Here is a 23,814-nt window from a genome sequence, read left to right as displayed (position 1 = left end):
TCGATTTCCTGTGTGCGAGCGCAATGCGGCCGTGAATTGCCCCTCAGGGAAAGCGAGTCAGTGTGCGGCGGCGGGCAGTTCCACCGTCACGCGGATCCCGCCCTCGGGGCGCGGGGTGAGGGTGAGGGTGCCGTCGTGGGCGTGGGCGATGGTGCTGACGATGGCCAGGCCGAGGCCGACGCCCGCGTGGTCGGTGTGGACGCGCTCGGTGCCACGCCGGAAGGGTTCCGTGAGCGTCGAGGCCACCTCGGGGGTGAGCTTCTCGCCGGTGTTCTCGACGGTGAGCACCACGGTCTCGGGGCGGACGCCGGTGGTGACCCGCACGGTGCCCCGGTCGGGCAGGTTGTGGACGATCGCGTTGTGTACGAGGTTCGTGGTCAGCTGCAGCAGGAGCGCCGGCGATCCGGTCGCGGGGGTGACGTCGCCGTGGGTCTCGAGGGTGACGCCGTGCTTCTCCGCGAGGGGGAGGAGGGTTTCGGCGGCTTCCTCCGCGAGGAGGGACAGATCGACGCGTTCCCGCGTGAAGGACCGCTGCTCGGCGCGGCTGACCAGGAGCAGTGCCTCGGTGAGGTCGATCGCCCGGGTGGTGACGACGTGGAGGCGGTCGATGAGTTCGCCGGTGTCGTGGTGCGGATCGGTGCGGGCCACGTCGAGCATCGCCTTCGAGATCGCCAGCGGGGTGCGCAGCTCGTGCGAGGCGTTGGCGGCGAACCTCCGCTGTTCGGCGACCTGTTCCTCGAGCCGCGCGAGCATCGTGTCGAAGGCGTCGGCGAGTTCGCGGAATTCGTCCCTGCGGCCCGGCAGCCGAATGCGGTGGGAGAGCGATCCGTTCGTGGCCGTGCGCGTGGCGTCGGTGATCCGGGTCAGCGGGGCGAGCATCCGGCCGGCCAGGATCCACCCTCCCACCAGGCCGAACAGCAGCAGGAAGGCCAGGACCGCGGCCGCTCTCGGGGCGAACACGTCCAGCAGGGCGGACCGGACCGGGAAAACACCGTTCGTGCCGTTGTCGTCGTGACTGATGAGCGTCGCCCGGTCGGGGACGTACCGCAGGAGGAACACCCACACCGCCGCGAGCAACAGGGCGCCGGCGAGCATGAGGAATCCGGCGTAACTGAGGGTGAGCCGGAGGCGGACGCTCAGCCCGGGCGCCCTATCCACGGTCACCCTCCTCGCGCCGGGGCTCCGGCGGGGTGTCGATGCGGTAGCCGACGCCCGGCACGGTGGCGATGATCCAGGGTTCGCCGAGCCGTTTGCGCAAGGCCGAGACGGTGATGCGTACGGCATTGGTGAACGGATCGGCGTGCGCGTCCCACGCCCGCTCCAGCAGCTCCTCGGCGCCGACGACACCACCCTCGGCGGCGACGAGGACCTCGAGCACCGCGAACTGCTTCCTGGTCAGCGCGACATAGCGGCCGTCCCGGTAGACCTCTCTGCGGAACGGGTCGAGGCGCAGACCCGCGATCTCCCGCACGGGAGGACGGTTGTGGGCGCGTCTGCGGTCGAGCGCTCGGAGCCTGAGCGCGAGTTCCTGGAGTTCGAAGGGTTTCGTGAGGTAGTCGTCGGCGCCGAGTTCGAACCCGGAGGCCTTGTCGTCGAGACGGTCGGCGGCGGTGAGCATGAGGATCGGCATGCCGCTGCCGGAGGCGACGATGCGTTGCGCGATCTCGTCACCGGACGGTCCGGGAATGTCGCGGTCGAGGACGGCGATGTCGTAGGCGTTCGTGTTCAGCAGTTCCAGAGCGGTGTCGCCGTCGCCCGCGATGTCGGCCGCGATCGCCTCCAGGCGCAGTCCGTCGCGGACGGCTTCCGCCAGAAAGGGTTCGTCCTCGACGATCAGCACACGCATGCCGTCGATGCTACGAGCGGACGCATATCGTCGGCGTATCGAAAACCGCATACGGGCCGGCAACACCACACGGCCTTGACTGGCGGCATGGTCCACACCTCACCGTCGGCACGGACAATGACCCGCCGAATCAGCCGGCTCCTTGTCACCGGCCCTGAACTCGACGCGGCCGGCGTTCCCCGGAAAACAGGAATCCGGAAGCGCGGCCCGGTCCTCAGCACGCTGGCGCTGCTGCTCGGACTGCTCATGATGCTGCACGCGCAGATCCCCAACCGGATCGGCCACCTCGGCAGCCTGGTGGAGACCCTCCTGCCGTGGTTCGGCGTGTTCGTCCCCGTGCTGCTGGCCGGGGCGCTCCGGCGCCGCTCCGCCTCGGCGGTGGCCGCGCTGCTGCTGCCGGTCACGGTGTGGCTGAGCCTCTTCGGCGGGCTGCTCGGCGACAGGTCCCGCCCGGGCGGCGACCTCACCGTGGCCTCCCACAACGTCCGCGCCGACAACCCCGACCCGGCCGGCACCGCCCGCGACCTGGCCGCCTCGGGGGTGGACGTGCTGGCCCTGGAGGAGCTGACGCCGCAGGCCCGGGGCACGTACGAGAAGGGGCTGGCGAAGGCGTACCCGTACCACACGGTGCTCGGCACGGTCGGGCTGTGGAGCAGGCTGCCGCTGTCGGACACCCGGCCGGTCGACATCGGGACGGACGCCGGCCCGCTGGGCGACGCCAAGCCGGCCGACGTCAAGCTGTCCTACAACCGGGCGCTGCGCACCACGGTGGCCACGGACCGGGGGCCGCTGGCCGTGTACGTGGCCCACCTGGGGTCCGTACGTGTGCTTCCCCGGACCGGCTTCTGGACGGACAGCCGGGACCGGGGCACGAAGGCGCTCGGCAAGGCGATCGCCGCCGAGCCGAACAAGCGGGTGGTGCTGCTCGGCGACCTGAACGGCACCCTGGACGACCGCGCCTTCGACGGCCTCACCGCACAACTGCGCTCGGCCCAGGCCGCGGCCGGGGCCGGCTTCGGCTTCACCTGGCCGGCGGGGTTCCCGATGGAACGGATCGACGAGATCCTGGTCCGCGGCGTGACCCCGAAGAGCGCATGGGTACTCCCGGCCACGGGCAGCGACCACCGGCCGGTGGCGGCCCGGGTCAGCTGGTGAAGCGGACGGTGCAGCCGCGCAGCGAGGTGGTGCCGACCTGGGAGTTCGCGCTGTGGCCAGGGCCTGTCCGGACGGCGGGGAGTGAGACCGGACAGGCCCTGGGGATTCGGGGTGCGGGTTGCTACAGCGCGAGCCAGGCGGCCTGGTCCGGGGCCAGTCGGCCGTTCTCGACGGGCTCGCCGGCCAGCAGGACCGAGGTGTGTTCGGGGAGCGGGTACGGCTCCGTCGACAGGTTGACCACGCAGACGAAGCCGGGCTCGCGGCGGAAGGCGAGGACTCCTTCGGGGGCGTCGTCCAGCCAGGTGAGGGTGCCGTCGCCGAGGGCGGGGTGGTCGCGGCGCACACGGAGGGCGGCGCGGTAGAGCTCCAGCATCGAGGTCTCGTCGCCGGTCTGGGCCGCCACGGTGTACGGCGCCCAGTCGGCGGGCTGGGGGAGCCAGGGCGCGGCGGTGGCGTCGGCGGGGCTGAAGCCGTAGGGGGCGGTCTCGCCGGACCAGGGGATCGGGACCCGGCAGCCGTCGCGGCCGCGGTCGGTGTGGCCGGAGCGCTCCCAGACGGGGTCCTGGAGGACGGATTCTGGCAGGTCCTCGACCTCGGGCAGGCCGAGCTCCTCGCCCTGGTAGACGTAGGCGCCGCCGGGGAGGGCGAGGGTGAGCAGGGCGGCGGCGCGGGCGCGGCGGGTGCCGAGGGCGAGGTCGGCGGGGCCCGCGGGGACGTAGGACTCGTTGGCCACCCACTTCTTCGCGGCCCTACGGCCGTAGCGGCTGGCGTGGCGCATGACGTCGTGGTTGGACATGACCCAGGTGGCCGGGGCGCCGACCGTGCCGAGCATCGCGAGGGTGTCGTCGATGACGGCGCGCAGGTCCTTCGCGTCCCAGTCGGTCATGAGGAAGTCGAAGTTGAAGGCGGTGTGCAGGCCGTCGGAGCGGACGTAGGAGGCGAGGCGCTCAGGGGTGTCCGTCCACGCCTCGGCGACGAAGGAGCGGTCGCCGGGGTACTCGTCGGCCAGCCTGCGCCAGGCGCGGTAGATGTCGTGGACCTGGTCACGGTCCCAGAAGGGGTGCACCCCACCGTCTGTCAGGCCGGCCAGGTCGGGCAGTTCGGGGTCCTTGACGAGGCCGTGGGCCACGTCGATGCGGAAGCCGTCCACGCCGCGCTCGAACCAGAACCGCAGGACGGCCTCGAACTCCGCGTGCACGTCCGGGTGCTGCCAGTCGAGGTCCGGCTGCTGGGGCGCGAACAAATGCAGGTACCACTCGCCGTCGGCCACCCGCGTCCAGGCCGGACCGCCGAAGCGGGAGTCCCAGTCGTTGGGCGGCAGGGAGCCGTCGGGGCCGCGACCCGGGCGGAAGATGTAGCGCTCGCGTTCCGGGCTGCCAGGGCCCGCGGCCAGCGCCGCCCGGAACCAGGCGTGTTGGTCGGAGGAGTGGTTGGGGACGATGTCCGGGACGATCCGGATGCCGTGCGCGTGCGCTTCCTCGATGAACTGCTCCGCCTCGGCGACCGTGCCGAACAGCGGGTCGATCTCGCGGTAGTCGGCGACGTCGTAACCGTGGTCGGCCTGCGGGGACTTGTACCAGGGGTTGATCCAGAGGGCGTCCACGCCGAGCGACTTGAGGTACGGCAGCCGGGAGCGGATGCCGGCGATGTCGCCGACGCCGTCGCCGTCGCCGTCGGCGAAGCTGCGGATGTAGACCTGGTAGATGACGGCACTGCGCCACCAGGGGGCGGTGGTGGGGGGCACAGGTGTTGCTCCTTGCTCGTTCATGGGTTTACTTCGCGGCGCCGGCGGTCAGCCCGGCGACGATGCGGCGCTGGAAGAGCAGCACCATGACAACCAGCGGGATGGTCACGAGGACACCGGCGGCCATCTGGCTGCCGAACGGAGTCTCGTACGTCGTGGCGCCGGTGAACTTGGAGATGGCGACCGGCGCGGTCTGCATCTCGGGCTTGTTGGTCATCGTCAGGGCGATGAGGAACTCGTTCCAGGCGGCGATGAAGGTGATGATCGCGGTGGTGAAGATGCCGGGCGCGGCGAGCGGGATGATGACCTTGCGGAACGCCTGGCCACGGGTGCAGCCGTCGATCATCGCCGCGTGCTCCAGCTCGTCCGGCATCTGCCGGAAGAAGGTGGTCAGGTTCCACACCGCCAGCGGCAGCGCGAACGACAGGCTCGGCACGATCATCGACTGGTAGGTGTTGATCCAGCCGATGTCCGTGAACAGCTTCAGCAGCGGGACGACGATCGACACCACCGGGAACATCGAGGTGGCGATGATCAGGGTCAGGATGAACCGCTTGAAGCGGAACTCCAGCCGGGCCATCGCGTACGCCGTGAAGATGGCCAGCAGCAGGGACAGCGCGGTCGTGATCCCGGCGACGATCAGGCTGTTGAGCAGGGCGCGGGGAAAGCCCTGTGAAGTGTCCAGCAGGGCACGGTAGTTCGTGAGCGACACCCTGGCGGGGAAGAGCGAGGTGTCGAAGATGTCCGCGGTGCCGCGCAGGCTGGAGACCAGCATCCAGTAGAAGGGGGCCAGGCAGTAGACCACCACGGCCAGGACACCGACGTACGGCAGCCATCTGCGCCACTGGGCCGAGGAGCTCATGCCGTCACCTCCGTACGACGACGCAGCAGCGGCTTGCGGCGCCCGCTCCCCGAATCGCCCGCGTCACCGACGAGGTCGGCGCCGAGCAGTCGTACGAAGGCGAGCGCGACGAGGAAGACGTAGAGGAAGAGGAGCACCGAGTAGGCGGAGGCCGGTCCGAAGCGGACGTTGGACGCCTCGCTCTGCGCGAGCATGGAGAGGGTTTCCACGGAGTCCTTCTGGGCGCCGACGAGGATGTAGGGCAGGTCGAACATCCGCAGCGCGTCCATGCAGCGGAACAGCATCGCCACCAGCAGGGCGGGCTTCACCAGGGGCAGCGTGATGTGCCAGAACTGGCGTGGCGCGGCGGCGCCGTCGAGGCGGGCGGCCTCGTAGACCTCCTTGCCGATCACCTGGAGGCCGGCCAGGACCAGCAGGCCGATGAACGGGGAGGTCTTCCACACCTCGGCGATGACGACGGCGACCTTGGCGTGGAAGCCCTCGGTGGTCCACAGGACCTGGTGGCCGATGAGGGCGTTGGCGATGCCGTTGCTGTTGAAGATCCAGCGCCACAGCAGGCCCGAGATGGCGGTGGGCACCGCCCAGGGGATGAGGATGCTCGCCCGGATCAGCCCTCGGCCGCTGAACGCCTTGTGCATGATCAGGGCCATGGCCACACCGATCACCGTCTCCAGTCCGACCGTGACGACGGTGAAGAACGTGGTGTTCCAGAAGGCGTTCCAGAACCGGTCTCCGGCGGCGCCGAAGATGTCGGCGTAGTTCTTCAGCCCCACGAACGGCTCGGTGTCGCTGATGAACCCGGTCTTCGGGTCCAGCCCCTTGGTCCCGTACAACGACTGCTGCAGTGCCATGATCGTCGGGTAGAGCACGACGATCGACAGCACCAGCAGGGTCGGGGAGACCAGCAGAGCTGCCACCCGTCCCGAGCCCTCAGCACCGGGTCCCGGTGGGATCTTGGTGTCGGCCATGGCCCCGTTCCTCACTGCGCGCTGGACTTCTGGAGCTCCTGCTGGAGGTCCTTCAGTGCCGCTGCGCTGGTCTTGGCGCCGGTCAGCGCGGCGTACGCCTCCTGCTGGATCGCCGATGACACATCGCCGTACTGCACGACCCGCGGACGCGGCACGGCGTTCAGGATCGACTTCTTGAGGACCGGCAGGTACGGGTACTGCTCGACCAGCGCCTGGTCGTCGTACAGGGCCGCGTACGGAGGGGCGAGGGAGGCGTCCTTGAGGAAGGTGCTCGCGCTGTCCTCGCTCGTGTAGAACTTCATGAAGTCCAGTGCCGTGGCCTTGTTCTTGGCGAAGGAGGACAGGGCCAGGTTGTGACCGCCCAGGCTGGAGGAGCCGGGGCCGTTCAGACCGGGCAGCGGTGCGACCGCGAACTTGCCGGCCACCTCGCTCTTCCCGGCCAGCGAGTACACGTACGGCCAGTTCCGCAGGAAGATCAGTTTGCCGTCCTGGAACGCCTGACGGCCGTCCTCCTCCTGGTAGGTGATGCCTTCCTTGGGGATGGTCCCGTCCTTGACGGAGTCGACGAGGAAGTCCAGGCCCTGCTTCGCCTCGGCCGTGTCGACGTCCGGCTTGCCGTTCGCATCGGTGACGACGCCGCCCGCCGAGTTCACGGCCTCGGAGAAGTTCACCGTCAGGCCCTCGTACTTCTGGAACTGCCCGGCGTAACAGGACATGCCCTTGGCCTCGGACAGCTTCTTCACCTTGGCGCAGGCTGCCTTCATCTCCGCCCATGTCGTCGGCGGCGCGGTGACGCCGGCCTTCTTCAGCAGGTCGGTGCGGTAGTAGAGCACTCCGCCGTCCGAGGCGGCGGGGACCGCGTACAGGCCGCCGCGGTACTTCGCCGTCTCCACGACCGGCTTCAGCATCTCGTCCAGCGGGAACTGCTTCTCGGGCAGCTTGTCGATCCACTGGTGGGCGGCGAACTCCGAGGTCCACACGACGTCGAGGGAGAGGACCGTGTAGGCGTCCGACTTCGTCTCGGCGTTCTGGATCATCTGCTGACGCTGTGAGTCGGCGTCGGTCGGCAGCTGGATGAAGGTGACCTTCTCCTTCGGGTGCAGCTTGTTCCAGCTGTCGATCACCTTCTGGACGACGCCGGAGCTGTCCTTGCCGGCCGCGTAGGTGATGGGGCCACGGCCGGTGAACGACTCGCTCCGGGACTGCCCCGAGGAGCTGTCGCCGCCGGAGGAACCGCAGGCGGTGAGGGTGAGCCCGGCGGCGACGAGCGCGGCCGAGCACTGAAGGGCTCTGGTTCTGGCGTTCACTGTCTCTCCTGGACGTGCGGTACCGGGGTCTCGCTGAGGAGACTGTGCTGTCACGGCATTTTGTTGATCAGAAACGCAGGTCAAAGCCCCGAAGGGCAGCAGCACGGTCACGGCTTCGACTCCGCTGAGACAACGCTTGCAAGGTAGGAGCGCAACACGGTGGAAGTCAATGCGTAACGTCCAGGTAGTACGGAGAGAAATGTAGGGGTGGTGAAGCTTATATGCGGTCATAGTCGCCCATAATCTTCTCCTGTGTGGTCGAGACAGCGCTGTCACGCAGGGTCTGGCGAGGGCGTGAATCTGTGCTAACTTCCGCTCATGCCGCCAGCTCAACGACTGCCCACCATGGCCGATGTCGCCGAACGGGCCGGGGTCTCCCCGTCCACCGTCTCGCGCACCCTGCGCGGCCTGACATCGGTTTCACCGGACGTCCGCGCCCGGGTCGAGGAGGCCGCCCGCGAGCTGAACTTCGCGGTCTCCCGGCATGCCGCGAGCCTGGTCACCGGCAAGACCGGAGTGGTGGCGGTGCTGGTGCCCACGCTGGACGCGTGGTTCATGGGCGCGGCGCTGACACGACTGGGCCCGTTGCTGCGGGAGGGCGGCCTGGAGATGACCGTCTACGTCATCCCCGACCTCGCGGAACGCACCGCGTTCTTCGAACGCCTCCCGGCCCGACGCAACGCCGACGCGCTGCTCGTCTTCTCCTTCGACCTCACCGCCGAGGAGACCGCGCGCCTGGACGACCTCGAAATGCCGGTCATCTACGTCAGCCAGCACGTCGAGGGCCGCCCGAGCGTGTACGTCGACGACGTCGCCGGCGCCGGCAAGGCCACCCGCCACCTGCTCAACCTCGGGCACCGCCGGATCGCCTTCGCGCAGACCATCGGGGCCCGCGGCTTCAGCTTCAGCAGCCGCGACCGGCTGATCGGCTACCGGCAGGCGCTCACCGAGGCGGGCGTCCCCCTGGACGACGACCTGGTCGTCACCCTCCCGCCCCGCGACAGGCGCGGCACCATGGAGGCGGTGGGCCATCTGCTGAGCCTGCGCGAACCCCCCACGGCGATCTTCGCCGACGCCGACGAGCAGGCCGTCTCCGTCATCTGGACCCTGCGCAAGACCGGCATCGAGGTACCCGAGCGGATGTCCGTCGTCGGCTTCGACGACCAGGACGTGGCCGAGTGGTTCGACCTGTCCACCGTGGCCCAGTCACCCTCGGACATCGGCCGCGTCGCCGGCGAACTGGCCCTGAAGCTGATCGACGACCTCGACGACTCCGGGACGGACCGCACACGGCATGTCGTCCTGCCCACGACACTGATCCCCCGAGGGAGCACGGCCCCGCCCCCCGCCCCGCAGGGCGAACCCGTGAGCGGCCCCGCCTCCTGACCGGCCCGGCACATGACGAAGGCGGGGTCCGAAAACCCCGCCCGAGATCAGTGAGGCCCCGGCTCAGGGCCACACCAGGCAGTACGGCTGATGGCCCGCCTCATGCAGCGAATGGGAGGGGCGGGTTGCTGACCTGGGGTTTCTCGGTGGAATGACCCCTCTTGTTGGTCGGCGGGCGGCCGAGCGTGGGAAGCGAGCGTTGGCCGGTAGGTCACCGTTGCAAGAGCCACGTCCGCGTGTGTGAAGGGCATGAAGGGAGCGGTTGTGCTCTCCTCGTCGGCCATGTCGGTGCGGATCTTGCGCAGGATTTTCGACAGGAGCCGTGAGACGTGTATCCGAGAGACGCCGAGCTCGGTGCCGATCCGGGCCCGCTCCGGGGGCATCACGGCATACCGCCCACTGCGGCTGAGCCCCGGACGACGTTCCAGGCGTCCGACCGTCGCAGCTGTTGGCCGGTGGTACCGCGGTACCAGTGACCAGCGGTGATTGTGACCTCCGGGTCCACGGGTCGTGGCGTGGCCGCTCCTAGCCTCGAAAGCAGTGATCCGGCCGGATGTCGGCCCGGGCAGAAGCGGGGAGTGGCACTGTGATCGAAGTTCGTGAGCTGACCAAGCGCTACGGGGACAAAACGGCGGTGGACGACCTGAGTTTCACCGCCCCGCCGGGGCAGGTCACCGGGTTCCTGGGGCCGAACGGGGCGGGCAAGTCCACCACCATGCGGATGATCGTGGGCCTCGACGCGCCGACCAGCGGTACCGCCCTGGTCAACGGTAAGCGCTACACCCAACACCGTGCACCCTTGCAGGAGTTGGGGGTACTGCTGGAGGCGAAGGCGGTGCATCCGGGTCGTAGCGCGTTCAACCACCTGATGGCGCTGGCCTACACGCATGGCGTGCCGAGGCGGCGGGTGGAGGAGGTCATCGGCCTGGCCGGTCTGGACGCCGTGGCGCACAAGCGGGTCGGGGCGTTCTCGCTGGGGATGGGCCAGCGGCTCGGTATCGCCGCCGCGCTTCTCGGCGATCCCGCGGTGGTGATGCTCGACGAGCCGGTCAACGGGCTCGACCCCGAAGGCGTGCGCTGGGTACGGGAGTTGCTGCGCGGACTGGCCGCCGAGAGCCGCACCGTGATGCTGTCGTCGCACCTGATGAGCGAGATGGCGCAGACCGCCGACCGCCTGGTGGTCGTCGGGCGGGGACGGCTGCTGGCCGAGACGACCGTCGACGCGCTGGTGGAGCGGTCGGAGGACAAGGGTGTGCGGGTGGCCACCGGCGAGCCCGCGCGGTTGCGCTCGCTGCTGGCGGCGCCCGGAGTCACCGTGACCTCGACCGGTGCCGAGCGGCTCGTGGTCTCCGGCCTGGACACAAGGCGGATCGGGCAGCTGGCCGCTGAGCACCAGGTGCCGCTGTACGAACTGGTCACCGAGTCGGTGTCCTTGGAAGAGGCGTTCATGAACCTGACGCAGGACGCGGTGGAGTACCACAGCAGCGACGCCGGGAGGGCCGCCTGATGACCGCCGCCGACACCATCACATCCCCTGCAGCCGCCCCGTCGTCGGTGCATCCGGTGTACCGCGTGACCGGTTGGCGGGTGATCCGTTCGGAGTGGGCCAAGTTCTGGTCGCTGCGCTCCAGTTGGGTCACGCTCGGCGTGGCCGTGCTGTTCCTGGTGGCGATCGGGGCGATCGCCGCCGCCGTCTACAGCCCGAGCGGTCCGCTGGGCGGCAAGGACGCGGCATCCGGTGCGGCGCTGACCCTGGCACTGGCCGGCACCAACCTCGCGGCCCTGGCCGTAGGCGCGCTCGGTGTCCTGCTGTCGGCCGGTGAGTACAGCACGGGGATGGTCCGCTCGACGTTCGCCGCCGTGCCGGGCCGGCTGCCCGTGCTGTGGGCGAAGTGCGCGGTCTACGGTCCGATCGCGTTCGTCACGTCCACCGTCGGCGCCCTGGTCTCGTTCCTGCTCGGGAGTGCCGCCCTGCACGGCGAGAAGATCGCGCTGTCCCTCGGGGATGCCGGGGCCTTCCGGTGCCTGGTGGGCGCGGGCCTGTATCTGGGCCTGGTCGGTGTGTACGGCGTGACGGTCGGCCTGTTGGTGCGCAACAACGCCGGGGGCATCGCGATCCTGGCCGGTGCGGTGCTCGTACTGCCCGGTCTGACCGGGCTGCTGCCCAGCTCCTTGGGCGACACCGTCAGCCGGTACCTGCCCAGCAACGCCGGCCAGTCGGTGATGACCCTGCACGAGTCCAGTGACTCTCTCGTCAGCCCGGGAGCGGGTGTGACAGCGCTGATCGTGTGGGCCGTACTGCTGATGGCCGGTGCGGCCTACCGACTGCGCCGCAGTGACGTCTGAGAGGCCGTCCGCGAGGATGGAGCCGATGGATCACACAAGGCGGCCGGACGACTCGGGCCGGGCGGGGACGGCGTCCCGCTTGCCCGGGTCGCCGCCCCGGGCAAGGGCGGCGTCGCCCTCGACCGAGCCGACCCCCGGGCCGAGAACTGTCGGCCCGGGGCCCGAGGCTGTCTGGGCGCACCCCGTCATGCGGGCGCTGCTGGGGATGCTGAGCCGGTTGCGGGCGGTGGACCATAGGCGTCCGTGGCTCCTGGACACCGTCGTGGTGGTCCTGGTCGCCGCCGCCGCTCCGCCGGATCTGCTGGTGCACAGCCCGGGGCATCCGGTGTCGCGCCCGGTGGGGGCCGGCCTGCCCGTCGGAGTGGTGCTCGGCATCGCGGCCGTGCTCGTCGTGCCGCTGTGGTGGCGACGCCGCCAACCCGCCGCGGTCTTCGGCATCTGCCTCGTGGTGTGCCCGGTCATGTGGTCGCTGGGCCTGGGGCCCGCGGCCGCCCTCGTCCTGCTGATCGCTCTGTTCGACCTCGCCCTGCACGCGTCGCCCCGGGCGATCTTCTGGGCGCTGCCGGTGACCGTGGCGGGGTGGGTGCTGATCGTGGTCACCGTGATCCCGGCAGCCAGTCCGGTGGCCTTCCTGGTCCTGTCCACCGGCACCGGCGTCGGGGCCGTCGCCCTGGGGCTGACCTTCCGGATCAGCCGCCTGTACCTGTCCGCACTGCGCGACCGGGCGACACGGCTGGAGATCGAGCGGGACCAACGCGTCCGGCTGACCGCGGCGGCGGAGCGCTCGCGGATCGCCCGCGAGATGCACGACATCGTCGGCCACAACCTGTCGGTCATGGTGAACCTCGCCGACGGCGCCGCCGTGCTCACCACCCGCGACCCCGCACGGACCGACCAGGCACTCCACCTGATCGGCGACACCGGCCGACAGGCCATGGACGAACTGCGTCGCGTGCTGGGGGTGCTGCGCGAGTCCCCGGAATCGGAGGACGACGGCACGCCCCGGTCCCCGCAGCCGGGTGTCCGGGATCTGGAACCCCTGCTCGACCGGGTGCGCGCGGCCGGTCTGCCGGTGGCGTACCGCACCGTCGGCCCGGTCGACGAGCTGGGCCGCGGCGTGCAGCTCGCGGTGTTCCGCGTGGTGCAGGAGGCCCTGACCAACACCCTCAAGCACGTCGGTCCCGGTGCCAGGGCCGATGTCCTGCTCGCCGTCGAGGACAACCGGCTCCGTGTGCGGGTCACCGACACCGGTTCGCTGTCGCGGAAACCGTCCACGGCTCAACGCAAGGACAGCGGGCACGGCCTGGTCGGCATCCGCCAACGGGCCGCGCTCTACGACGGCACCGTCACCATCGGACCGCGCGACGACGACCGGGGCTGGATCGTGGAAGTCCTGTTCGATCCGTCCGCCTCGGCCACCTCAGGAGAGTCCGCGCCATGACCACCGTGTTGATCGCCGATGACCAGCCGCTGCCCCGCATGGGCTTCCGGATGCTGCTCGACGGCACCCCCGGCATGAGCGTCGTCGGTGAGGCCGACAACGGCGCGCAGGCCGTCCGTATGGCGGCCGACCTGCGCCCCGACGTGGTCCTGATGGACGTACGGATGCCCGGTATCGACGGCATCGAGGCGACCCGCCGGATCGTCGCGGCCGGCGCTCGCACCCGCGTGCTCATCCTGACGACCTTCGATCTCGACGAGTACGCCTACGCCGGCCTGCGTGCCGGGGCCAGTGGCTTCCTGCTCAAGGACGTCAGGCCGGCGGAACTCCTCGCAGGCATCCAGGCGGTCGCGACCGGCGACGCCGTCGTGTCACCCCGGTTGACCCGCCGCCTGCTCGACGCGCACGCCCACCACTTCCTGGCACCCGACGCCCAGCGCCACACGGACGCGCGGCTGACCGCGCTCAGTGAACGCGAGCTCGAGGTACTCGTGGCGATCGGCATGGGGTGGACGAACGCCGAGATCGCCGAACGTCTCGTGCTGACCGAGTCCACCGTGAAGAAGCACGTCGGCCGGGTCATGGCCAAGGTCGGCGCCCGCGACCGTATCCAGGCGGTCATCGTCGCCTACGACGCGGGACTGGTCACTCCCCGCCCCTGACACTTCTGTCGGTCGCATTCTGCCGGTCGTATGACGATGTTCCGCCGAGGCGCCTCGGCGGAACATCGTCATGGGTAGGACCGCCGTCAGTTCGAGCCCTTCGAGGCGGTGCGCTTCTTGTACAGCTTCAGCGGCACGCGGCTGATGTTGGAGTCGAGGGAGGAGTTGTTCCGCCCGTCGGCCCAGGTGACGTACGCATACCCCCCGGCGAGGGTGATGCCCGACCAGCGGTCACCGGGAGGGCCCATCTCGCCGACCGGCTCGGTCACGTGGTTGACCTGCACCGGGGTGCTGAACGAGCGTCCGTGGTCGAATGAGACGACCGAGAACGCGTCGCCCGTGGTGGTCCGCCACATGACACCCAGGTCACCGTTGGTGCCGAAGTCGATCGCCGGTCGCTGGGCGTTCGGGGTGGCGATCGTCGTCGGCCCGTTCCAGGTCTTGCCGGCGTCCGGAGTGACATAGACGTCCAGGGTGTTGGAGTCCCGCGGCACCATGACGGCGAACCGCCCGCGGTGGGAGGGATCGGCAGCCACCCACGGGACGGGGTCGGCGGCTGCGCCCAGCCCCGGCGTCGGCACCAGGGACCCGGTGCCCGCCGGAACAGGGGTTCCCTGGCCGTCCTTGACGGTGGTGTTCGTCCATGTCTTGCCGTCGTCGCGGCTGACGTGGAAGTTCACCGGCTTGCCCGCCTCCTGGGAGGCGGACACGAGGATCCCGCCGTACACGGCGATCTCACGACCCGGATAGCCGCACACGAGCGGGATGCCCGGCGCCACCTCGATGCATGGCATCGGGCCCGGGATCACCCGCGAGTCACTGCTGAAGGTCTTGCCGCCGTCAGCGCTGACGGAGACCGCGCTCGGGTACTCCCAGGCCGCTCCCGCCACCGCGTAGACCTTGCCGGTCGCGGCGTCCACCCGCATCTTCGGGGCACCGCCGAGGAGAAGCGGCGTGGACACGGGGTCGGTCCAGGTCTTGCCTCCGTCCGTCGACTTCGCGACCTGGTTGTGGTTCACCAGGTTCGCGTCCAGGCCGGAGCTGACCTGGTTGTTGTCCACGTACGCGGTGCCCTTCGCGTCGAACTGCACGCTCGGCTCACCGCACTTGGGCGCCGCGTCACCCAGCGGCCACGCCACCCGCGTCCAGGTGTCGCCCCTGTCGTTCGAGTAGGCCAGGAAACACCCGCCGTCGACGGGCTCCAGGCCCGGTGACGGCGGGAAGATCGTCGAGACGAAGACGAGGTTCTTCGGGTTTCTCGGGTTGACGGCGACCGTCGGCTGGCCCTCTTTGGTGGCCGGCATGTTGGTGACGTCGACTTCGTGAATGGCCGCGTCGCCCGTGTTCTTCGGCGCCGCCATAGCGGCGGGTGAACCACACAGCAGGGCCAGTGCGGAGAGCGCCGCCGCACTTAATGTCGTTGACGAACTTCTGAACAGCACCATGTAGTCCTTCATGTTCGCGTCCGTAGACTAGAATTCTTTTATGCTCTGGGGTGCAGGACCGAAAAGGGTCGCCCTGTGCCGGTCTGCCGGATATCCGCACGTCGGTCGTGATACGGCTCCTGCTTTCGGATCCCTGGGCACAGCGCTGTGCTGACTCCGGGGTCCCGGCTGCACGCCCGGAGCCAATCGGCCAATTCCGTTGCCAATTAGCGAGCCCGATTGCGCCGGACGGGGAATCGGCTTCACTTTGGTGCTCTATATCCAGCCCGCTCAGGTTAGATGGGCGCGCCGCCGCGCCCGTGGGACCATGGGAGACAATCGGCGCGACGGAGTGGTACCGCAGTACCAATCCTCCGAGTGAATCCCTCATTTGCGGGCAACTTCGTCGAAGCCGATGTTTGGGATCAATTCTGCGGTGGCCGCGAATGGGGTGAGCACGAGCGGACGGGATGCAGGGCTGTGTGTGAGCAGGGCGACTGGAGTGGCGCGGCCGGGTGCCAGTCATCCGGTTCGTGACGCCGGTCGCCGTGTACACGCGCCGGACTTGGTCCCGAACCTGCCTCAAGGCGAGCCGGTCGAGGGGCGGTTCCACGTGAAGGGCGGCAGGACCCGACGACCTGGGTGGCGGTGCTCACCCTCCACGGTGCAACCGTCGGCCGGGACGCTGAGCGAGCAGGCCGTCTCCTCAGTGCCTCTGGGCCCGCCGGAATCGGATGTTTCCCGGTGCTGCGCCTGTTCGTCTTCGCCGACGGCCGGAACCGAACCGCGGTGCGGCCGAACAGTCCGGCGCGCGTTCAGGAGAGGGGCGGGACGGTGCCGGTGTCCATCCCGGTGCCGAAGCGTACGAGGGACGTGCCGGCGGTGAGGGGGACGGCGGACAGCACTACGCCAGGCAGGCCGAACGCCTCGATCGGTGTCATCCGGCGCAGCGTGAGGGAGACGACGACGGTGTCGACCGTCCGGGGGCGACTCTCGGTGCAGGACTGTCGGGCGTCCTCGGTGAGAACAGGCCACCGGTGTACTCACTCGGTGTAGCCCTCGATCGCGTGCTTGGAGGCGGCGTTGGCGGCCATGCAGGGCTGAGGCAGGAACCCGAGTACGGACGGAGATGTTGATGACGCGATGATCGGCCGACACGGGGGTCGGTTTTCCAGGCGCTGCTGAGGCTTGAACTCGGAAGACGGCGGGATTCTTCTCCGATGAGCCCCCCGGCAGTGCGCCCTAGGATCCAGGTCCGGTACGTGCGGGCTGGAGCAGAGCGATCTCGATCGCGAGGGCGCCGAGAGCTTCCTTCTCGGGTGGGTAGATGGCGCGGATGTTGGCCAGTTGCCGGTCGCGGGTGGCGGTCGGGTCGACGTTGGCCGCCCCCTCACCGTTGAGCAGGGCCGCGAAGTCGGCGTACTCAGTGACCTGGACGATTCTGACCTCGCACGCCTCGTCGGTGCCCTTGATGCGGAACCGGATGGTGTCGCCGGCTGCGAGGTCGGCGAGGTGCGGGTACTTCACGCGCACCTCGATGGTCTTGGTGCCGGCGGCGACGAGGTCGAAGTACTGCTGGTAGAGGTTGAGTTCGCGGACACGAGCGTGGGTCTCGGTCATTGGGCGGGAACGCTCCTGGGGGCTGGTGAGGTGATCAGGCGGCCGATCTCGGCTGCGGAGTACGAGCGGAAGAAGTGGCGGGGGTCGGACAGCAGGGTCGCTGTCAGGGCCAGCAGCTGCTCGGCGTACTCGGGGATGCTGCCGGGCCACTGCCGGGTGTCGAGCATCCAGTCCGCCGCGCCCGTCGGCAAGGTGGCGTGTCCTTCGCGGATCAAGGACTTGGAGAGTTTCGCGCCGGTGTCGGTGACGACCTGGGGGCAGAACCGGCGGGCGGGGAGCTGGGATCGGGTGAGGCCGACGGCTTGCAGGGCCTCGTCGATGAGGAGCGAGCCGAAGATCCAGTCGCCGCCCTTGACCATGACCTGCAGGGTGCCGCCCTCTCGTGGGTTGGTCAGAGCGAGTTCCTTGACCAGGTTGCGGTACAGGGTGGCCAGATCAAGGTAGGCGCCAGCGGTGGGCGTGATGGCGGTCTGGTGGGCGCCGTGGTGCAGGCAGATGGCGGCGACGGTGGCGGTGTCGCGGTCGGTGAGTGCACGCGGGTGCGTTCGGCGTGTTTCTCGGCCCACCCGCAGCCGGGTTGCGGGCAGGGGATGCGTAGGTGCGGGGTGCCGGTGGAGGGGGCGAGCCACCAGCGGGCGGCGTCGAGGCGGGGAAGGAGCCGCAGCCAGGTGCGGCGGAAGTGCTCGTCGGCCTGCTGTCGGCTGTAGGTCTCGACGTGGTACGGGATGCCCAGGCGCCGGGACAGGGTGGTGAACAGGGGCTGGTAGAGGGCGTCGACGAGGCCGGTCAGGCACTGTTCCTCGATGGCCTGGGCGTAGGCGCGCTGCCCCACGTCGTCACGGCCGGCGTGATACCTCCCCACGAGCGCTGCGCGCCCGGCCTCCAGGGGGCGCTCTCCGAGTACCTCGGCCACTCGGACCCGGGCTTCACGCTGCGGACGTACACGCACCTGCTGTCATCCAGTGAGACCCGCACCCGCAAGGCGATCGATGATGCCTTCACGGAACCGGAGACCCGGGAGACCGGCGAGGCCGAGGGCACATCAGTGCCCGCAGAAAACCAATGTGCCCTCAATGCGCCCTGGCCGCCTGACGGCGCCTCTCGACACATGACGAGGGCGGGGTCGGAAACCCCGCCCAAAAACCACCGAAACCCCGGCTCAGGGCCACACCAGGCAATACGGCTGATGCCCCGCCTCATGCAGCCGGTGGCTGAAGTCCTGCCACTCGTGCAGCAGCTGGTACACGTTGAACGCGTCCCGTGGGCCGCCCCGGTCCGGGACCGTGGACCAGATGAAGGCCGCCGCGCCGACCGCTTCCTCGCCTATGTCGCGCAGGGGGTCGACCACCGTCATGGGGAGCTTCACGACCGCGTAGTCGGGGTGGAGGACGACCAGCTCGAGCGGGGGCACCTTGTGCAGGGGGACGCCTTCGATGCCCGTGAGGACCATCGCGGCCATCGTCTCCGGCTTGATCTTGGTGAACATGCCGTTCATGCCGAGCTCGTCGCCGCCGAGTTCCTCGGGGCGCATCGAGATCGGGACACGGGCCGCGGTCGCACCGTCCGGCGCGCCGAAGTACTTGTACGTCACCCCCACCCGACCACCATTCCTGCTCCCCGCCCGGAGGCGATCGACCCGCCGGTCGACTCGCCGGTCGCCCTGCTCGGGTTCATTCGGTCCACCCTGGTTCACACCGGGGCCCTGACGTGCTTCGTTCCGTCCCTCGTCGGCTTCCTCCGCGTCGCGCCGGTGCCTTCCCCGATGGGCACGTCGAGGACCCAGGTCATCAGTCCCCTCGCCCAGTCCGCCACCGCGATGCATATCTCCACCCGACTGCTTTTCTAGGACGCGTGGCCCCGGCCGCGCAACCCGATCATCGTGTCAGTGACCTCCCCCACGGCCGCACGCCGAAACGTGCGTTGAAACACCTGTCCGCAGGATCTTCGCAGCCCCTCGACACACGGTCGTTGTGAGCTACGTCTATCAGCCTCAGTCCGTCTCATATCAGGATCGGTCCGTCTCAGTTTCTCAGATGACGGCCGGTGGGGGAGGGCCACTGGCTTCCCGCCCCGCGGTCCCGCACGCCCACTGGCCTACCCTGGGGAGTCAATGGCAACCGGAGTCCAGCACGTCGGAGAAGGTCGGAGAAGCCGCAGGTCATGAGCGAACTGCCCTATTCATACGATGCGCCCGTCTCGCAGGCGCTGTTCGACCGAGCGGCCGCCGTCACCCCGGGCGGGGTGAACTCGCCGGTCCGCGCCTTCCGCGCCGTGGGCGGAACGCCCCGCTTCATGGTGTCCGGTCAGGGTGCGTATCTGACCGATGCCGACGGGCGGGAGTACGTCGACCTCGTCTGCTCCTGGGGGCCCATGATCCTCGGGCACTCCCACCCCGAGGTGATCGCCGCCGTGCGGGAGGCCGTCTCGCGCGGCACCTCCTTCGGTACGCCCGGTGAGGGCGAGGTCGCCCTCGGCGAGGAGATGGTCGACCGGATCGAGCCGCTGGAGCAGGTACGGCTCGTCAGCAGCGGGACCGAGGCCACCATGTCGGCCATCCGGCTGGCCCGCGGCTTCACCCGGCGGACCAAGGTGATCAAGTTCGCCGGCTGCTACCACGGGCACGTCGACTCGCTGCTCGCCGCCGCCGGGTCCGGGGTCGCCACCTTCGCCCTGCCCGACACCCCCGGCGTCACCGGCGCCCAGGCCGGCGACACCATCGTGCTGCCGTACAACGACCTGGAGGCCGTGCAGGAGGCCTTCCACCGGCACCCCGGTGAGATCGCCTGCGTGATCACCGAGGCCTCCCCGGGCAACATGGGCGTCGTCCCGCCGCTGCCCGGCTTCAACCAGGGACTCAAGGACGCCTGCCGGGCCAACGGCGCGCTCTTCATCTCCGACGAGGTGATGACCGGGTTCCGGACCAGCCGCGCCGGGTGGTACGGGATCGACGGGGTCAGGCCCGATCTCATGACCTTCGGGAAGGTGATGGGCGGGGGGTTCCCCGCCGCCGCCTTCGGGGGGCGCGCCGACGTCATGGCGCACCTCGCGCCCGCCGGGCCCGTCTACCAGGCCGGCACCCTCTCCGGGAACCCGGTCGCCACCGCCGCCGGTCTCGCCCAGCTCCGCCTCCTCGACGACGCGGCGTACGCCAAGGTCGACGCCGCCTCCGAGCAGATCCGGACGCTGGTCTCCGGGGCGCTCACCAAGGAGGGCGTCGCGCACACGCTGCAGAGCGCCTCCAACATGTTCTCGGTGTTCTTCACCGACCGGCCGGTGCGCAACTACGAGGACGCCAAGGCGCAGGAGTCCTTCCGGTTCACCGCCTTCTTCCACTCGCTGCTGGCGAACGGCGTCTATCTGCCGCCGTCGTCCTTCGAGTCCTGGTTCGTTTCCACGGCCCACGACGACCGGGCCATCCAGTGGATCGCCGACGCCCTCCCGGCGGCGGCCCGAGCGGCTGCGGAGGCCACAGCAGCATGACCACCGAGCAGAACCGGAACAACGGCGACCTCACCGTCGTCCACCTGATGCGGCACGGCGAGGTCGCCAACCCGGACGGGATCCTCTACGGCCGGCTCGCCGGCTACCACCTCTCCGAGCTGGGCCGGCAGATGGCCGACCGGGTCGCCGAGCATCTCGCCTCCCGGGACGTCCGGTACGTCGTCGCGTCCCCGCTGGAGCGGGCGCAGGAGACGGCGACCCCGATCGCCAAGGCGCACGGGCTCGACCTCGCCACCGACGAGCGGCTCATCGAGGCCGACAACGTCTTCCAGGGCAAGACCTTCGGGGTCGGCGACGGCGCGCTGAAGAAGCCCGAGAACTGGAAGCACCTCGTCAACCCCTTCAAGCCGTCCTGGGGCGAGCCGTACGTCGACCAGGTCGTCCGGATGAAGGGGGCGCTGGACGCGGCGAAGGACGCGGCGCGCGGCCATGAGGCGGTGCTGGTCAGCCATCAGCTGCCGATCTGGATCGTGCGGTCCTATGTCGAGCGGCGCCGGCTGTGGCACGACCCGCGCAAGCGGCAGTGCACGCTCGCCTCGCTGACGACCTTCACCTACCGCGGCGACCGGATCGTCTCCGTCGGTTACGCCGAGCCCGCCATCGACCTCGTACCGGCCCATCTGCGGGCCGGCGCCAAGCCGGCGAAGGGGGCGGCGCCGGGGCAGGGCAAGGCCTTCGGCGCGTAGTTCCGGCGCGCAACGCATTTCGGCCGTGCCTGGGTGCTTCCTGAGTGTCGACTGTTACCGAATCCGGACGTATGAGCGGAACCCGCTCGTTCGTCGTGTCCTCTGAATGGGTGACCACCAGAGGACGCGACGAACGGGAATGCCATGCGCGCCATCACCCGAAGGGGAGCACTCGGACTCGGTGCCGGTGCCGCCGCCGCTGCCGGACTCGTCGGATGCGGGAGTCTGACCCGTACCGAGCCCTCCCCCGCGGGCGGCTCCGGGAAGGGCGGTGCCGGCAAGAAGGGCTCGCCCAAGCCGACCGCCACCGCCAAGCCCATCGGGGACGGTTCCACGGCCTTCACCGGCAAGCAGTCGCACCAGCCCGTCAAGCCCGTGCCGCTGGAGCCGGGCCAGGAGCCGCCGCAGTTCGTCATCTTCTCCTGGGACGGCGCCGGCGAGGTCGGCAACGGTCTGTTCCCGCGCTTCCTGGACCTCGCCAAGGAGCACGGCGCGTCCATGACCTTCTTCCTCTCCGGGCTGTATCTGCTGCCCGAGTCGAAGAAGCGGCTCTACGACCCTCCGAACAACCCCGTCGGCGCCTCCGACATCGGCTACCTCACCGACGAGCACGTCAAGATGACGCTCACCAACGTCCGCCGGGCCTGGCTCGAGGGGCACGAGATAGGCACCCACTTCAACGGGCACTTCTGCGGCGGCTCCGGCTCGGTCGGCAACTGGACGCCCGCGCAGTGGCGCAGCGAGATCGACCAGGCGAAGAAGTTCGTGAAGGAGTGGCGGACCAACACCGGCTGGACCGATCTGGCCGCGCTGCCCTTCGACTACGACAAGGAACTCGTCGGCGGCCGCACGCCCTGCCTCCTCGGCCAGGACAACCTGCTGCCCACCGCCAAGGCGCTCGGCTGGCGCTACGACGCCTCCTCGCCGGGCGGGCGTCAGGTGTGGCCGCAGAAGAAGCAGGGGCTGTGGGATCTGCCGTTGCAGCAGATACCTTTCCCCGGCCACAGTTTCGAGGTCCTCTCGATGGACTACAACATGCTCGCCAACCAGTCGGTCAACTCGACCAACGCGCCCAGCTACAACTACCCGGGCTGGCGCAAGCAGTCCGCGCAGGCGTACATCCAGGGATTCCAGCGGGCATACGAGACGAACCGGGCCCCCTTCTTCGTCGGCAACCACTTCGAGCACTGGAACGGCGGCATCTACATGGACGCCGTCGAGGAGGCGTTCAAGCACATCGCCGCAGAGAAGGAGAGCGGCGCCGACGTCAGGCTCGTCTCCTTCCGGCAGTTCGTGGACTGGATCGACGTACAGAAGCCGGAGGTGCTCGACAAGCTGCGCACCCTGGACGTCGGCCAGCAGCCGGCCGGGGGCTGGAAGGAGTTCATGAAGGACACCGCGAGCTCCCCCAGCCCCACCGGAACCGCCGCCTGAAATGCGGTTTTCCGCCCGCAAGGGGGGTGCGCAAGATCCCCGGAACGGGCATGCGAAACTTTTCACATGAGTGCCAGCCGCACCCCTCTGTCCCTCGCCGTCGCCGCCGCCGCGACCCTGCTGCTGTCCGCCTGCACCGCCGGCGGGGTCTCCGGCGGTGGCGGTGACACCAAATTCATCATGGGCAAGGACGGCATCTCCACCGTCGCGCAGGGCAAGCGCGACGCGGCCCCGGACCTGTCCGGCAAGACCATCGACGACCAGCAGCTCGCGCTCTCCTCGTACAAGGGCAAGGTCGTCGTCCTGAACGTGTGGGGATCCTGGTGCGCGCCCTGCCGCGCCGAGGCCCCCAACTTCCAGAAGGTCTCCGAGGACCTGGCGGCGAAGGGCGTGCAGTTCGTCGGCATCAACGTCGCCGACCCCAAGGTCCAGAGCGCCCGCGCCTTCGAGAAGGGCTTCGGCGTCACCTACCCCAGCCTGTACGACCCGAGCAGCAAGCTGATGCTCCGCTTCAAGAAGGGCACGCTCAACCCGCAGGCCATCCCCTCCACGCTGGTCATCGACCGCGACGGGAAGATCGCCGCGCGCTCGCTGGCCGCGCTCAGCGAGGACCGGCTGCGCAAGATGATCGCCCCGGTCCTCGCGGAGAAGTGACGTGAGCGCGCTCACCACCCTCGCCGAGGTGACCGGCCCCAACCAGACGGTCCTGAGCGGCGCCCTCATCCTCGCCCTGCCCATCGCCCTGCTCGGCGGCCTCGTCTCCTTCTTCTCGCCCTGCGTCCTGCCGCTCGTCCCCGGCTACCTCTCCTATGTCACCGGAGTGACCGGCACGGACCTGGCCGAGGCCAAGCGCGGGCGGATGGTCGCCGGCGCCTCCCTGTTCGTCCTCGGCTTCACCGCCGTGTTCGTCTCCAGCGGCGCCCTGTTCGGCTACTTCGGCCAGACGCTCCAGGAGAACCAGGGCGTCCTGTCCAAGGTGCTGGGCGTCCTCATGATCTTCATGGGCGTCTTCTTCATGGGCCTGATGCCCTGGATGACCGCGCGGGAGTTCCGCTTCCACAAGAAGCCCGCCACCGGACTCGTCGGCGCCCCGCTGCTCGGCGCGCTGTTCGGCATCGGCTGGACCCCGTGCATCGGCCCCACCCTCGCCTCCGTGATCGCCCTCTCCTCGAATCAGGGGAGCGCGGGCCGCGGTGCCATACTGACCGTCGCCTACTGCGTCGGCCTCGGCGTGCCGTTCGTGCTGGCCGCGGTCGCCTTCCGCAAGGCGCTCGGCGCCTTCGGCTGGGTCAAGCGCCACTACGTCTGGGTGCTGCGGGCCGGCGGCACGATGATGATCGTGACCGGGCTGCTGCTGCTGACCGGGGCGTGGGACCGAATCGTGCAGGACATGCAGTCCTGGTCCGCCGGCTTCACTGTGGGGATCTGATCC

The 23,814-nt window shown here is 69.6% G+C and carries 21 protein-coding genes and 2 pseudogenes; 12 read left to right on the top strand and 11 right to left on the bottom strand.

The genetic code is table 11. From position 1 onward, the window contains the following. Nucleotides 1–57: 57 nt before the first annotated feature. Together ABZ464_RS07095 and ABZ464_RS07090 are read right to left on the bottom strand one after the other, a co-directional pair. Nucleotides 58–1,158 carry a HAMP domain-containing sensor histidine kinase gene (locus ABZ464_RS07095; RefSeq protein WP_359272056.1) on the bottom strand — a complete coding sequence of 367 codons (1,101 nt, stop codon included), beginning with the start codon at nucleotides 1,156–1,158 and terminating at the stop codon, nucleotides 58–60. Then, a complete protein-coding gene (locus ABZ464_RS07090) occupies nucleotides 1,151–1,846 on the bottom strand; it encodes a response regulator transcription factor (RefSeq protein ID WP_359272053.1) in 696 nt (231 codons plus the stop codon). The genes ABZ464_RS07095 and ABZ464_RS07090 overlap by 8 nt, the downstream gene beginning before the upstream one ends. 117 nt (nucleotides 1,847–1,963) lie before the next feature. Here ABZ464_RS07090 and ABZ464_RS07085 point away from each other — a divergent pair, with 117 nt between their 5' ends. Further along, nucleotides 1,964–3,001 carry an endonuclease/exonuclease/phosphatase family protein gene (locus ABZ464_RS07085; RefSeq protein WP_359272050.1) on the top strand — a complete coding sequence of 346 codons (1,038 nt, stop codon included), beginning with the start codon at nucleotides 1,964–1,966 and terminating at the stop codon, nucleotides 2,999–3,001. 121 nt (nucleotides 3,002–3,122) lie between these two features. Here ABZ464_RS07085 and ABZ464_RS07080 read toward each other — a convergent pair whose 3' ends face one another. From ABZ464_RS07080 to ABZ464_RS07065, 4 genes are read right to left on the bottom strand one after another with little or no spacing between them, the layout of a single operon-like run. Continuing rightward, nucleotides 3,123–4,769, bottom strand: coding sequence for a glycoside hydrolase family 13 protein (locus ABZ464_RS07080; RefSeq protein WP_359272047.1), 1,647 nt, complete (start codon nucleotides 4,767–4,769; stop codon nucleotides 3,123–3,125). 4 nt (nucleotides 4,770–4,773) lie between these two features. Next, complete coding sequence (locus ABZ464_RS07075) at nucleotides 4,774–5,607, bottom strand: carbohydrate ABC transporter permease (RefSeq protein WP_359272044.1); 834 nt, start codon at nucleotides 5,605–5,607, stop codon at nucleotides 4,774–4,776. Further along, on the bottom strand, nucleotides 5,604–6,575 hold the full coding sequence (locus tag ABZ464_RS07070) for a sugar ABC transporter permease (protein ID WP_359272042.1): 972 nt from the start codon (nucleotides 6,573–6,575) through the stop codon (nucleotides 5,604–5,606). The genes ABZ464_RS07075 and ABZ464_RS07070 overlap by 4 nt, the downstream gene beginning before the upstream one ends. An 11-nt stretch (nucleotides 6,576–6,586) precedes the next feature. Next, on the bottom strand, nucleotides 6,587–7,882 hold the full coding sequence (locus ABZ464_RS07065; RefSeq protein WP_359272039.1) for an ABC transporter substrate-binding protein: 1,296 nt from the start codon (nucleotides 7,880–7,882) through the stop codon (nucleotides 6,587–6,589). 318 nt (nucleotides 7,883–8,200) lie between these two features. Between ABZ464_RS07065 and ABZ464_RS07060 the strand changes: the two genes are divergently transcribed. The 5 genes from ABZ464_RS07060 to ABZ464_RS07040 all read left to right on the top strand — a co-directional run bounded on the left by ABZ464_RS07060 (nucleotide 8,201) and on the right by ABZ464_RS07040 (nucleotide 13,717). After that, nucleotides 8,201–9,268 (top strand): LacI family DNA-binding transcriptional regulator, encoded by a 1,068-nt coding sequence (locus ABZ464_RS07060; RefSeq protein WP_359272036.1) that lies wholly within the window; start codon nucleotides 8,201–8,203, stop codon nucleotides 9,266–9,268. Nucleotides 9,269–9,854: 586 nt separating this feature from the next. Continuing rightward, nucleotides 9,855–10,775: an ABC transporter ATP-binding protein gene (locus ABZ464_RS07055; protein ID WP_359272033.1), complete on the top strand. Its 921-nt coding sequence runs from the start codon at nucleotides 9,855–9,857 to the stop codon at nucleotides 10,773–10,775. After that, nucleotides 10,775–11,614, top strand: a complete 840-nt coding sequence (locus ABZ464_RS07050) for an ABC transporter permease (RefSeq protein ID WP_359272031.1) — start codon at nucleotides 10,775–10,777, stop codon at nucleotides 11,612–11,614. The genes ABZ464_RS07055 and ABZ464_RS07050 overlap by 1 nt, the downstream gene beginning before the upstream one ends. 226 nt (nucleotides 11,615–11,840) lie before the next feature. Next, on the top strand, nucleotides 11,841–13,055 hold the full coding sequence (locus tag ABZ464_RS07045; RefSeq protein ID WP_359272027.1) for a histidine kinase: 1,215 nt from the start codon (nucleotides 11,841–11,843) through the stop codon (nucleotides 13,053–13,055). Further along, the gene (locus ABZ464_RS07040) at nucleotides 13,052–13,717 is read left to right on the top strand and encodes a response regulator transcription factor (RefSeq protein WP_359272023.1); all 666 of its coding nucleotides are present in this window, start codon (nucleotides 13,052–13,054) and stop codon (nucleotides 13,715–13,717) included. Before ABZ464_RS07045 ends, ABZ464_RS07040 begins: the two co-directional genes overlap by 4 nt. Before the next feature lie 86 nt (nucleotides 13,718–13,803). On the opposite strand, the gene ABZ464_RS07035 is transcribed toward ABZ464_RS07040, so the two are convergent. From ABZ464_RS07035 to ABZ464_RS07020, 4 genes and pseudogenes are all read right to left on the bottom strand, one after another. Continuing rightward, nucleotides 13,804–15,174 (bottom strand): sialidase family protein, encoded by a 1,371-nt coding sequence (locus tag ABZ464_RS07035; protein WP_359272020.1) that lies wholly within the window; start codon nucleotides 15,172–15,174, stop codon nucleotides 13,804–13,806. A 782-nt stretch (nucleotides 15,175–15,956) separates the two neighbouring features. Next, nucleotides 15,957–16,082, bottom strand: a complete 126-nt coding sequence (locus ABZ464_RS07030; protein WP_359272017.1) for a hypothetical protein — start codon at nucleotides 16,080–16,082, stop codon at nucleotides 15,957–15,959. Between the two features lie 301 nt (nucleotides 16,083–16,383). Next, entirely contained in the window at nucleotides 16,384–16,761 is a 378-nt protein-coding gene (locus ABZ464_RS07025) for an ASCH domain-containing protein (RefSeq protein ID WP_359272014.1), read from the bottom strand. Beyond that, nucleotides 16,758–17,587, bottom strand: a pseudogene (locus ABZ464_RS07020) (hypothetical protein); the annotation flags it as partial. The pseudogene ABZ464_RS07020 and the gene ABZ464_RS07025, both read right to left, overlap by 4 nt. Nucleotides 17,588–17,650: 63 nt before the next feature. On the opposite strand from ABZ464_RS07020, the pseudogene ABZ464_RS07015 reads away from it, so the two are divergent. After that, nucleotides 17,651–17,853 (top strand): annotated as a pseudogene (locus ABZ464_RS07015) (site-specific integrase); the annotation flags it as partial. 67 nt (nucleotides 17,854–17,920) lie between these two features. Here the strand turns inward: ABZ464_RS07015 and ABZ464_RS07010 are convergent. Beyond that, entirely contained in the window at nucleotides 17,921–18,583 is a 663-nt protein-coding gene (locus ABZ464_RS07010) for a hypothetical protein (RefSeq protein ID WP_359272011.1), read from the bottom strand. Nucleotides 18,584–18,921: 338 nt separating this feature from the next. On the opposite strand from ABZ464_RS07010, the gene hemL reads away from it, so the two are divergent. The 5 genes from hemL to ABZ464_RS06985 all read left to right on the top strand — a co-directional run bounded on the left by hemL (nucleotide 18,922) and on the right by ABZ464_RS06985 (nucleotide 23,811). Continuing rightward, entirely contained in the window at nucleotides 18,922–20,241 is a 1,320-nt protein-coding gene (hemL, locus tag ABZ464_RS07005) for a glutamate-1-semialdehyde 2,1-aminomutase (RefSeq protein WP_359272008.1), read from the top strand. After that, nucleotides 20,238–20,948, top strand: a complete 711-nt coding sequence (locus tag ABZ464_RS07000) for a histidine phosphatase family protein (protein ID WP_359272006.1) — start codon at nucleotides 20,238–20,240, stop codon at nucleotides 20,946–20,948. Before hemL ends, ABZ464_RS07000 begins: the two co-directional genes overlap by 4 nt. Before the next feature lie 144 nt (nucleotides 20,949–21,092). Then, the gene (locus ABZ464_RS06995; RefSeq protein ID WP_359272003.1) at nucleotides 21,093–22,382 is read left to right on the top strand and encodes a hypothetical protein; all 1,290 of its coding nucleotides are present in this window, start codon (nucleotides 21,093–21,095) and stop codon (nucleotides 22,380–22,382) included. Between the two features lie 66 nt (nucleotides 22,383–22,448). Continuing rightward, the gene (locus tag ABZ464_RS06990; protein WP_359272000.1) at nucleotides 22,449–23,036 is read left to right on the top strand and encodes a TlpA disulfide reductase family protein; all 588 of its coding nucleotides are present in this window, start codon (nucleotides 22,449–22,451) and stop codon (nucleotides 23,034–23,036) included. A gap of 1 nt (nucleotide 23,037) precedes the next feature. Then, nucleotides 23,038–23,811: a cytochrome c biogenesis protein CcdA gene (locus ABZ464_RS06985; RefSeq protein WP_359271997.1), complete on the top strand. Its 774-nt coding sequence runs from the start codon at nucleotides 23,038–23,040 to the stop codon at nucleotides 23,809–23,811. Nucleotides 23,812–23,814: the final 3 nt, after the last annotated feature.

It is taken from the genome of Streptomyces sp. NPDC005820 (assembly GCF_040630255.1).
GTDB lineage: Bacteria > Actinomycetota > Actinomycetes > Streptomycetales > Streptomycetaceae > Streptomyces.
Note: the sequence above shows the minus strand (reverse complement) of the source record. Positions and strands in the feature narration are given on the sequence as shown.

Bases quoted from the DNA above. Each gene is read 5' to 3' on its own strand.
- ABZ464_RS07090 (WP_359272053.1), bottom strand. From the start codon at position 1,846: ATGCGTGTGCTGATCGTCGAGGACGAACCCTTTCTGGCGGAAGCCGTC.
- ABZ464_RS07085 (WP_359272050.1), top strand. From the start codon at position 1,964: ATGACCCGCCGAATCAGCCGGCTCCTTGTCACCGGCCCTGAACTCGAC.
- ABZ464_RS07080 (WP_359272047.1), bottom strand. From the start codon at position 4,769: ATGAACGAGCAAGGAGCAACACCTGTGCCCCCCACCACCGCCCCCTGG.
- ABZ464_RS07075 (WP_359272044.1), bottom strand. From the start codon at position 5,607: ATGAGCTCCTCGGCCCAGTGGCGCAGATGGCTGCCGTACGTCGGTGTC.
- ABZ464_RS07070 (WP_359272042.1), bottom strand. From the start codon at position 6,575: ATGGCCGACACCAAGATCCCACCGGGACCCGGTGCTGAGGGCTCGGGA.
- ABZ464_RS07060 (WP_359272036.1), top strand. From the start codon at position 8,201: ATGCCGCCAGCTCAACGACTGCCCACCATGGCCGATGTCGCCGAACGG.
- ABZ464_RS07050 (WP_359272031.1), top strand. From the start codon at position 10,775: ATGACCGCCGCCGACACCATCACATCCCCTGCAGCCGCCCCGTCGTCG.
- ABZ464_RS07040 (WP_359272023.1), top strand. From the start codon at position 13,052: ATGACCACCGTGTTGATCGCCGATGACCAGCCGCTGCCCCGCATGGGC.
- ABZ464_RS07035 (WP_359272020.1), bottom strand. From the start codon at position 15,174: ATGAAGGACTACATGGTGCTGTTCAGAAGTTCGTCAACGACATTAAGT.
- ABZ464_RS07030 (WP_359272017.1), bottom strand. From the start codon at position 16,082: ATGACACCGATCGAGGCGTTCGGCCTGCCTGGCGTAGTGCTGTCCGCC.
- ABZ464_RS07025 (WP_359272014.1), bottom strand. From the start codon at position 16,761: ATGACCGAGACCCACGCTCGTGTCCGCGAACTCAACCTCTACCAGCAG.
- ABZ464_RS07010 (WP_359272011.1), bottom strand. From the start codon at position 18,583: ATGCATCGCGGTGGCGGACTGGGCGAGGGGACTGATGACCTGGGTCCT.
- hemL (WP_359272008.1), top strand. From the start codon at position 18,922: ATGAGCGAACTGCCCTATTCATACGATGCGCCCGTCTCGCAGGCGCTG.
- ABZ464_RS07000 (WP_359272006.1), top strand. From the start codon at position 20,238: ATGACCACCGAGCAGAACCGGAACAACGGCGACCTCACCGTCGTCCAC.
- ABZ464_RS06995 (WP_359272003.1), top strand. From the start codon at position 21,093: ATGCGCGCCATCACCCGAAGGGGAGCACTCGGACTCGGTGCCGGTGCC.
- ABZ464_RS06990 (WP_359272000.1), top strand. From the start codon at position 22,449: ATGAGTGCCAGCCGCACCCCTCTGTCCCTCGCCGTCGCCGCCGCCGCG.